Genomic DNA, 10,293 nt, shown 5'->3' with positions numbered 1-10,293 from the left:
CCCCTGTTGTACCCGTGTTGTGAATTGCTTTCAAAATTTACTAACTTCGTGATTAGTCACAGCCTCAAAATTTAACCCATTGAAATTCAATGGGTTTATTATTTAATTAGGATTTTAAAATTAGAATAATTCAAGCTGTTGAAAGGTTGGAGGCGGTTCTTCTTTATTTCTCGCAAAGAATATTTCGATATCCCCAAACTGCTTATCGGTAATACACATAATTGCGACCTTGCCAGCTTTTGGGAGCATAAATTTAACCCTTTTGATATGCACTTCCGCATTTTCCCGGCTCGGGCAATGGCGAACGTACATTGAAAACTGGAAAAGAGTAAATCCATCATCAATTAAACCTTTACGGAAGCGATTAGCATCTCTCATATTGGCTTTTGTTTCTGTCGGGAGATCATATAATACTAAAACCCACATAATTCTGTATGCGTTAAACCTTTCGGAATTCATATCAGTTCAGGATAAGAAATTAGTCTTTTTTCCCCTGTATAACATTTATATAGCGAAGTAGCTGTTGTTTTTACTGCTACCAACAAGGGTCTTGTTTTATCATCTATTCTCACATCCCTTGTTGCAATCTGCAAAATATGAGCTTTATATTCTTTTGACAATTCTTCGGCCTGTGGGTTTATTTTCAGCCAATCTACCACCAATAGATCAATAAAAGGACGGTATGGTTCCATCAGGTCATCTGCCAAACAGTAAGGATTGTATTTATTTTTATGAAAAATTCCCAAAACAGGAAGCAAGCCGGTTTCTACAATAGACCTTGCGACCATACTTCTTAAAACTGAATACCCAAAATTAAAGAATTGATTGGGTGAATTTCCAAAACGCCCTCTCAAAAAATCAATATTAATAAGGTATTTCCAGTAATGCTGTGCAGCTATACCTTCCATATTGGTGATATCGCCACTTTTTACATTTCTCTGATATTCTATCATAGGCTCAAAATAGTTTCCTAACCTTATCAGAAGATTTTTCTGATTTTCAATTTTACATTCTACGGTCTGTTTCCAAAGTTGTTTCTTCAAAGGCTCACTCGCTTCAAGCTGATCTTTTACCCTATCCGAATGCTCCGTATGCCCATAAAGAGGAAGCATTATTCCATGTGGCAAATGTTGTGCATCACAACTGATAACCACTACATTATTCCCCATCATTTTTTGGATCAGCTGATGCGAAAGGGTGATCTGAAAATGATCCAGCATGAGCAATCCCAGATCTTCCACCGGAACACTTCCCTTCTCTACCTTAGTTTCAGGGCAAAGTATTTTCATCTGCTCATCTTTAAGTTTAAGATAAGCGGGATTGCCGATGTAGATGGAACGGGTGATCATGATTACGATTTTGTCATATTTCCTATGCGATCAATTTTTAACTTTACACAGCACTCTTTAATCATTCTGCCATCAATAGCTCTCTCCATTTTATTTAAAGTAGAAAATTCAGCTTTATTTACAATAGAAACAGCAACATTTTGTTTTACAAAGAAAATTTGACTACCAGAAAAGCTTACCACTTTATAAACATTATTTATATACTCTTGAGAATCAGACTGAAAATCCAGATTATCTACAGATTCACCTTCTGTAGCAACATATACCAAGTCATTGGGAGACAAATAAAAATCATTTTTACTTTTTAATGTAACTGGCGCCAATCCTTGTTTCTGTCTTTCAATCACTTCATTTAAAGGAATCGTTTCATACGTTCTTTTGCCTTTATCATCTTCATATATGGTAAAAAAAAGATTAGTTCCTTTTGCCGTTTCTACATATTTATGTTTTTTATTCCCGTTTTGTCCTAATGGAAATTTACTACCTAATTCAAAAATCCTCACTTTAGTAATAGGCTGATGCTGTTTTCCATCATTAAATTTTTCGATATTCTTATTCATATCTTCAATTCCTTCAGGTGAAAAAGCTTCCTCATAACTTCCTTTATATTCAAGATAATTTTTTAGAATTTTCTGAATTCCAGTATCTGTAATGGAATTTATGGTTTTCATATCAAAAGAAGTATCAATACTTTTCCTCGTAGCAGTTAGTATTTTTCCTTTAGGAACTTTGGTTCCAGGTAAATCTACTTTTCCAGAAACCGTATCTTTATGCAATGGTTTTCTGATTGCCCAATTCAAACCTTGCTGCTCCACCAAAGCTTTTACTTTAACATTGTCTTTTTCAATCCATTTTTCATAATGATTTGTAGCTTTATTAATTACTCTAAGATTCTGTTTAAAGCTTACAATAATTCTATCAAGATTCTCTTTAGCTTCGACAATGAAATTATCCCACGGTTTTAAAAATTCTACCGGAACATCCTTTACAATTCTTTCTCCTGTTTGTGAATGCTGATAGGCTTTCTTTTCAAACTTCATCAGCTTTCTTTTCAAATCATACCGTTTCATTTCTGATCTTGCGGACTGATTATTAAGCAGATTAACATGATCTCTTGTTGCACAGGCAATTACCAAAGCGTCTAATGCATGATTGCGATGATCTATTCTCTTTTTTGAAAACCCTTTTGAAAATTCGACGGGCACTGTTGGCAAAAACTTCTGGTATTTTTCATTCCAGACTGTAAAGTCATTAGATTTGGTAAGCTCGTTCATCCGTTCAAAACGGGGAAGAACTAAATCATTCCAAACATCATTTAATCCCCAATCCTGTTTAAGTTGTAATGTAATTTTTCCATTACCGGGAATGATATCTTTAGAATTTACGCCATCATCATTTTCCTTTTTCCTTACAATATTAGAAAGAATACCTGAAATATATTTACTGATATACCGGGTATCATTAAGCTGACGTTCAATCATATCTTCCGGAATTTCTTCCAGCAGAAGTTTTGATCTCTTAGACCAGTTACTGGCATAATTTTTCTTCACAAAATCTTCATATTCATCCACTTCAAAGACTTTAGTTTTATCAGAAATTTTATAGCCATGAAAATGTTTAATGAATCCTAGACCAATGTAATTATCTTTTAGCCTGTTAACTGAAGATTCACAAATCACTTTATTGCTGAAACTGTTGTCAAAATAACGGCTTTGAGGAATAATATGTTCAATTTCATATTCAGTTGTAAAAAGTTTATTAAGAGGAATGATATCTCCTGTGTAAGGTGAACGGTATTTTTGTTCCAGCCAAAGTTTATACTTTTTCAGATCGGATGGAGAAGGTTGAGCTGTTTTACTGATCTTAAGAATGTCATCATCTACAGAAATCTCAGAATTCAGGGCTCCATCTTCATATATCTTCAGAATCTCCTGGTGCATGGGAGAATAAGACCTTACATTCTGCACTTCACTATCATTCATCATTTCTGCCAGTAAAGCTTTAATACGAAGGTTGGTATTTTCGTTTTCTGATATTTTTTGGGTCATTTTACTTCTCTCCTTTGCGGGAAGCTTCATTTCCCGGCCAAGTTCAATATGAATTTCATTGAAAAAATCTGCCGCTCCATTACCATATTTTATCCAGATATCTTTCACCACCCGGATGGTTTCTGTTATCACCTGCTCTACAATTGGGTTGCGAAGAGAATGTTGTTTGAATTCTTTCAAATACTCTTCCATATCATTCACAGAATTCCATTTCCCTGCGACTGAAGCTTCAGAATGTCTGCCATATACTACATATTGAGCTAACCATAAAGGCAATCCCTGAAAATCACTTTCCTTCTGAAGAGAAAGCGTTTTCTCTCTTATATTATCTGTAATATCTTCATCACACTCCCCGGTAATCATTTTCTGAATCCTGTTTTTTGTTTTTTCATCAACAGCTTCCCAGTTCCAGTACTTACCGGTTCTGATTAATGGTAATAGTTTCTTAATGGCTTTCTCAGAAAAGGAACCATATTCACTATCAAATGGAGGAAATTTTCTGAAAGCTTCAAAGAACGAATTGTCATCGAGATCATTTTTCTTTGTAAAAGATTTCAAGGCTTTTTCATATTCTGTTTTATCATTCACAGAATAGATAATGTGCCAGATTTGTTGCTCCTTTTCTCTTGTAAAGATATTATCCACGCTATCCCATACTTTTTTAAGTCTTTCCAAAATCATTGTTCCGGTCTCATTGCACGGATATTTTTTATCTTCAACATAATTCCAGCGATGCGTTTTTTCACTTAATTTAAAATGTTTCAAACATGCTTTCTGGTCAACTTCTTTTCTCGTATTTAGAAATACAAAAAGATCTTCGTAATCTTCAGTTGACTTTAAATATTCCAAAGTCACATTAACGTCATCATCTCTTCTGTAAATTTTAAGGTTAGATATCCATTGCCAGATGCGGAATTCCTGATAATATGGATTTGATTTAGGGATAACTTTCAGAAATTGAATTCCTTCTGTTCCGCTTTTATCTTTGTATTTTCTAAATTCCAAAGTACAGTTAGAAACAGAAGACTTCTGACTTCTTAAAGGTCTTTGATAAAAAATGATATCCTCTACGAAAAGATGTATAAAATTCTTTTTAGTCAGACTTAACTGGTGGGCGTCATTATTTCTGTATAATTCTCTCACACAATCACTGTACAAATCTTCATTTTGGAGTTCAGGATGAAAGTCTTTCTGTTTTTCTAGAATCTGCTTCAGCTCTTCTTTGTAAAACTTACGTTCAATTGTTCGGACAAGTTTTCCCTTTATTTTTTGTTTGGGATTTTGAAGAATAGCATCATAAATATAGGATCCTACCGTTTTATGAGCTGTTTCAATCTCCTGTTCTGTTTTCGCCTTGATGGCAATCCAGTCCTTTTCAGAATCAACAGCTTTAAAAGTCCGTTTTACATCACCATTTTTTAATGGAGATTCGGTAATAATAAATTCTTTGGAACGTCCAACCCAATCTTCCGGTTTTGTTATTTGCTTTTCATATTTCCATCCGTTGGTAAAATATACATCGAAAAGGACATTCCCTTTCACTTTTTCCCCGGAATCAATCACTTTATCAACATTTAACGTCACAAATGTTTTATCTTTTTCTTCGTCAAAATCTTCTCCTCTAAGCTGATAATAACCTCTTTTCTGATTAAAATTTAAAAGAATCCAGGCCAGCTCTTCTTTCTCTATTCTCTGAGAGACTGCTTTTTTTCTCAAATAATAAATCGTCCAGTCATAAGGAACTTTTTTATTTTCTGATAAAAGCTCAGGTTGAGATATTTTAAAATCTGAAAGCATTTCTTCAAAAGAATTCTTGAAAATAAAACCTTCATTGTTATAGGGTAGTTTAGGCTCTGTTTCTGCTTTAAATTTTCCAAATCTTTTATCGAAATCGATTTGAGCAGCATAATAATCCGGCAGAAAACCTAGAATATTTAAAACCCTGTGCAGCCTTTCTCTTCTTAGTAAAAACCTTTCTCGAAGCCTTCTCACTCCTCTATACCCAGTTCTGGCAGCTGTTTGTGAAACAGAATTTCCTTTTCCAAAATCCCCTAAAACATCCTGTGACATAGGTAATATACGGGTTCCCATTCCTAGAATACTTCCCTTCCTCTCTTCAGCGTATAGTTTAATTAAAGCCCAACCAATTGAGTTGGTTCCTAAATCTAGCCCAAGTATATTTTTAGTCATCATCTTATATTTAAACTATATAAAAATAGAAATAAAAAAAATAGTCAAATTATGGGTTCCCATAAATCATAAAAAGATTTTTTCATTTATATTTGTTCTATAATTTTGAAAGCAATTCACAATAAGGATTATTCCGTTGTGAAAACATTTAAGGCGGGGCAACTCGCCTTTTTTTCATTCTAAAGCCTTATTTTAGCCTTCCGAAACCAAGATAATGACGACCGTAACATTTATACAGCAACAGCTCAATATATCAGAAAAGAGCATCAACAATACGCTACAATTACTCGCAGAAGACTGCACCATTCCGTTTATTTCCCGTTACAGAAAGGATAAGACGGGAAATCTGGATGAAATTCAGATAGAACAGATCTCAAAAATCAGCAAACAGTTTGAAGAAATTGTCAAGCGGAAGGAAAGTATTTTGAAATCTATTGAGGAACAGAATGCCCTGACTCCTGAACTGAAACAGAGAATTGAAGAAAGCTTTGATATTCCGGAGCTGGAAGATTTATACCTGCCTTTCAAAAAACGAAGAAAAACAAAAGCGGATACAGCCAAAGAAAAAGGACTGGAGCCTTTAGCCAAGATCATTATGAGTCAGAAAAGCAGTGATCTGCAGTTTCTGGCTTCGAAATACCTGAACAGCGAGGTTCCTTCTGAGGAAGAAGCACTTCAGGGTGCAAGAGATATCATGGCGGAATGGATTAATGAAAATATGTACGTCCGTAAAAATCTTCGCCGCCTGTTTCAGCGTAAAGCATTGATCACTTCCAAAGCGGTCAAAGCCAGAAAGGAGGAAGAAGATGCACAGAAATTCTCTCAGTATTTCGAATGGGAAGAAAGCCTCAACAGAACGCCTTCTCACAGACTTCTGGCGATGCTCAGAGCTGAATCTGAAGGTTTCGTAAAGGTGAATATCGGCATTGATAAAGATGAAGCCGTTGATTTCATCGAAAAAGCCATCATTAAATCCAATAATGAAAGTTCAGACCAGATCGCTCTGGCTATTAAAGACAGTTACAAACGTCTTCTGGAACCTGCTATTTCTAATGAAGCGCTGCAGGAAGCCAAAGAAAAAGCAGATAAAAAAGCCATTGAAATATTCTCTGAAAATCTCAGCCAGCTGCTTCTTGCTCCACCTTTGGGCGAAAAAAGAATTCTGGCGATTGATCCCGGATATAAAAGCGGATGTAAAGTGGTCTGTATTGATGAAAAAGGTGACTTACTGCATAATGAAACCCTCTACCCTCACGCGCCTCAGAACGAAAGCGGAATGGCGATGAAAAAGATCCGTTCTATGGTAAACGCGTACAATATTGAAGCGATTTCTATTGGAAACGGAACCGCAAGCCGGGAAACTGAGTTTTTCATCAAGAAAATCGCTTTTGATAAGCCGTTGCAGGTTTTTGTAGTCTCTGAAGCTGGAGCATCGGTATATTCTGCAAGTAAAATTGCAAGGGACGAATTTCCGTCTTATGATGTCACGGTTCGTGGTGCGGTTTCTATCGGAAGAAGATTGGCCGATCCGTTGGCTGAACTGGTAAAAATTGATGCCAAATCGATCGGTGTGGGACAGTATCAGCATGATGTGGATCAGACTCAATTGAAAAACGAACTTGATTCAACGGTGATGAAGTGTGTGAATTCTGTTGGAATCAATTTAAATACGGCCAGTAAATCTTTGTTAAGCTACGTTTCAGGAATCGGTGAGAAAATGGCGGAGAATATCGTTAACTACCGAATGGAAAACGGTGCTTTTGAAGACAGAAAACAACTCAAAAAAGTTCCGAGGCTTGGAGAAAAAGCCTACCAGCAGGCTGCCGCTTTTGTAAGAATTACGAATGCGAAAAACCCACTTGATAATTCGGCTGTGCATCCGGAAGCTTATGGAATCGTAGAAAAAATGGCAAAAGATTTAGGTATTAAAACCAATGAACTGATTGCCAGCAAAGAAAAAACAGCTTTGGTAAAGCCTGAGAATTATGTCACGGAAGAAATAGGAATTTTAGGGATCAAGGATATTTTAAAAGAACTGGAAAAACCTGGATTAGATCCAAGAAAAGCGGCCAAAGTATTTGAATTTGATCCTAATGTAAAAAGCATCAGAGATTTAAAACCCGGAATGATTCTTCCCGGAATTGTCAATAACATTACGGCTTTCGGATGTTTTGTAGACATGGGAATCAAGGAAAGCGGGCTGGTTCATATTTCTCAGCTGAAAGAAGGTTTTGTTTCGGATGTGAATGAAGTGGTAAAACTTCACCAGCATGTTCGTGTAAAAGTAACCGAAGTAGATGAAGCCAGAAAAAGAGTTCAGTTAAGCATGATTTTATAATGATGCTGAAATATGTTTAACGCTATTAATCAAACAAATTAACACTGCATTTTGAGCTATACAAATTTAATTTTCGATTTAGACGGAACGCTTTGGGACCCCAGAGCTACGATCATCAAAATATGGAATGAGGTTTTAAATAAATATCAATTGATTCAAAAGGACCTGAAACCTGAGGATATGGATCAGTATATGGGATTATTGGCGGATAACATTTTAAAAGCGATCATTCCCGGTATTTCAGATCAAAAGGTTCGTGAAGTGTTATCTGAAATCGTAAGCATTGAAAATAAGGTGTTGCGCGTTGAAGGCGGCATTCTTTATGAAGGAGTTGCAGAAACTTTAAAGAATTTAGCAAAAACCCACAGCCTTTTTATTGTCAGCAACTGCCAGGACGGATATATTGAAGCATTTTTAGAACATTATCAATTCAACGATCTGTTTGTAGATATTGAATCCCACGGCCGGACTAAAAAACCGAAATCAGAGAATATTCAACTGCTTATGGAAAGAAATGATTTAAGTGTTGAAAACTCGGTTTATATTGGTGATACGCAGACTGATTATGATTCAGCTACCTCTAATAATCTGCCGTTTATTTTCTTTGAGTATGGTTTTGGAAAGCTGAATACGGATGATTATAAGCCTTCTGTTTCGAATTTTTCGGATCTATTGATGCATATTTAAATACATATTACAAAGCCGGGACAACATTAAAATTGTCCCGGCTTATTTTTATTTAAAAATGATTATTTATTTTAAAGCTTCATCTTATTGAACTGAAATTAAAGCTTTGGAATTTTTTTCCACGCACCATTGTCATAAACAGCCGTGTAAGGCGTATTCGGGATAATCCCACTTAATGAGGCACCGTCATCACCGGGATATCCGGAATTGGCGAATGTTGTGATCATACCATTCACAGCTCCTGTAACCGCATTATACTGGTATGGAGAAACTGTATTCAGATTGGAAAGATGGGTACCAGCCAGTTCATGTCCCGAAGGATATGTAATCTGAATCATTCCTTTTCCTTTTTTAAGTAAGGAAGGCGTAATCGAGATATAGGATGAGCCGGCTATAACATCATTTTTATAATTATCTCCCGAGATATCAATGGTGTAGCCTTCAAAATTTGTGGCTTCAAATTTATAGACCGAAGTATACCATCCATCAGTGTATTCAAAATAATTATTTTTTGAATATACATGAGCCGAAGTTACCGTGGAAGGAATGCGTACAAATGAACTTGAATGCCCCGTTGTCAAATACGCATGACAATTGGCCGCCATCACCCTGCAATTATTGTCAAGAATTTTAATACATGAAGCCTGATCGTCTGCTTTTTCTCCTTCAAAATAAATTCCCATGCATGAAATTCTGGATGAAGAAAGAACAATTCCAGCATCGGAAAAACTTTCTACACTTCCGCCAAACAGATTTAAATTGGTACCATCCAGTAAGAGAATCCCAATATTCGTTAAAGCTGTACTTCCTCCATATCCTGCTCTTATTGAAAGAGAAGAAGCAGTCGCATTATAACAGTTCTCCAATACCAGACATGTAGAACAGTATCCAATATAGGAATTAACAAATCTGTTGTAATAGCCTTTTTTGACCTTAACTCCTACTTCAAAATTCTGTACTACAGCAGAGTCCAATGTGAGAGATGCCAAACCATTTCCGTCTAATTGTATCCCTGTTTTTCCAGGGAGCTCATTCCCGAAAATAACCAGATTCTTAATACATAAACTCACAGCAGCTTTGATACATGAACCAATAGTGAGGTCAGTAAAACCATTGAAAATAATTCTTGATCCTTCATTATGTCCGCCATCATTTCCATTGATATAATTCTGGCCTAAAAGCATTATGGCACATTTAGTAATTGTGATCTGTTCCGAACACCTGTACTTTCCTCTTATTAGAATCGTATCATTGATGTTTGCTGCATCAATTGCCGCCTGAAGCTCGACATGCGTTTTTCCGGGACCAAACCATTCCGGATTAATAACTCCGTTGTGTACTCTTGCATATTTCACTCCGTTATTTTCCAGATACATAATGCCGTCCACCGTGGGAGATCCTGTTGTGACTTTTTCAAAGTTGACTAATTCTTTTGTCCGGCTGTCAATTAGTGTGACAATTCCTGAAGTTGGAATACCTGAAGTTGGAAAATCATTTGTTTCCAATAAACCTAGTGTGTTACTCATAATTGTAAGGATTAATTTTGGTTAATAATAGTCTCCTGCAGGAATTCTATTAAAGCAAAAGTAAGAGCTGAAAGCGACAGAAGTTGACGTGTTTTTATAAAATAAATTCTGTTATAAATTTTATTTTAACCATCAAGATCTTTATATAATTAAGG

Annotated in this window: 6 protein-coding genes; 2 read left to right on the top strand and 4 right to left on the bottom strand. The window is 35.8% G+C overall.

From position 1 onward, the window contains the following. Positions 1 to 120: 120 nt before the first annotated feature. Genes cas2 through cas9 form a run of 3 tightly spaced genes read right to left on the bottom strand, consistent with a single transcriptional unit; the run spans position 121 to position 5,590 of the window. Positions 121 to 459: a CRISPR-associated endonuclease Cas2 gene (gene cas2, locus BUA72_RS07960; protein ID WP_048506756.1), complete on the bottom strand. Its 339-nt coding sequence runs from the start codon at positions 457 to 459 to the stop codon at positions 121 to 123. Beyond that, on the bottom strand, positions 456 to 1,349 hold the full coding sequence (gene cas1, locus BUA72_RS07955) for a type II CRISPR-associated endonuclease Cas1 (RefSeq protein WP_072922451.1): 894 nt from the start codon (positions 1,347 to 1,349) through the stop codon (positions 456 to 458). Before cas1 ends, cas2 begins: the two co-directional genes overlap by 4 nt. Before the next feature lie 2 nt (positions 1,350 to 1,351). Continuing rightward, positions 1,352 to 5,590: a type II CRISPR RNA-guided endonuclease Cas9 gene (cas9, locus tag BUA72_RS07950; protein WP_083544144.1), complete on the bottom strand. Its 4,239-nt coding sequence runs from the start codon at positions 5,588 to 5,590 to the stop codon at positions 1,352 to 1,354. Positions 5,591 to 5,801: 211 nt separating this feature from the next. On the opposite strand from cas9, the gene BUA72_RS07945 reads away from it, so the two are divergent. Both BUA72_RS07945 and BUA72_RS07940 read left to right on the top strand, forming a co-directional pair. After that, positions 5,802 to 7,925: a Tex family protein gene (locus BUA72_RS07945; RefSeq protein WP_072922450.1), complete on the top strand. Its 2,124-nt coding sequence runs from the start codon at positions 5,802 to 5,804 to the stop codon at positions 7,923 to 7,925. Positions 7,926 to 7,976: 51 nt separating this feature from the next. Continuing rightward, a complete protein-coding gene (locus tag BUA72_RS07940; protein ID WP_072922449.1) occupies positions 7,977 to 8,612 on the top strand; it encodes an HAD family hydrolase in 636 nt (211 codons plus the stop codon). 98 nt (positions 8,613 to 8,710) lie between these two features. Here the strand turns inward: BUA72_RS07940 and BUA72_RS07935 are convergent, their stop codons facing one another. Beyond that, positions 8,711 to 10,138, bottom strand: a complete 1,428-nt coding sequence (locus BUA72_RS07935; RefSeq protein ID WP_072922448.1) for a hypothetical protein — start codon at positions 10,136 to 10,138, stop codon at positions 8,711 to 8,713. Between the last annotated feature and the right edge of the window lie 155 nt (positions 10,139 to 10,293).

Origin of the sequence: Chryseobacterium sp. OV279 (assembly GCF_900128945.1) — a bacterium.
Classification (GTDB): domain Bacteria; phylum Bacteroidota; class Bacteroidia; order Flavobacteriales; family Weeksellaceae; genus Chryseobacterium.
This window is presented reverse-complemented; position numbering and strand designations above follow the sequence as displayed.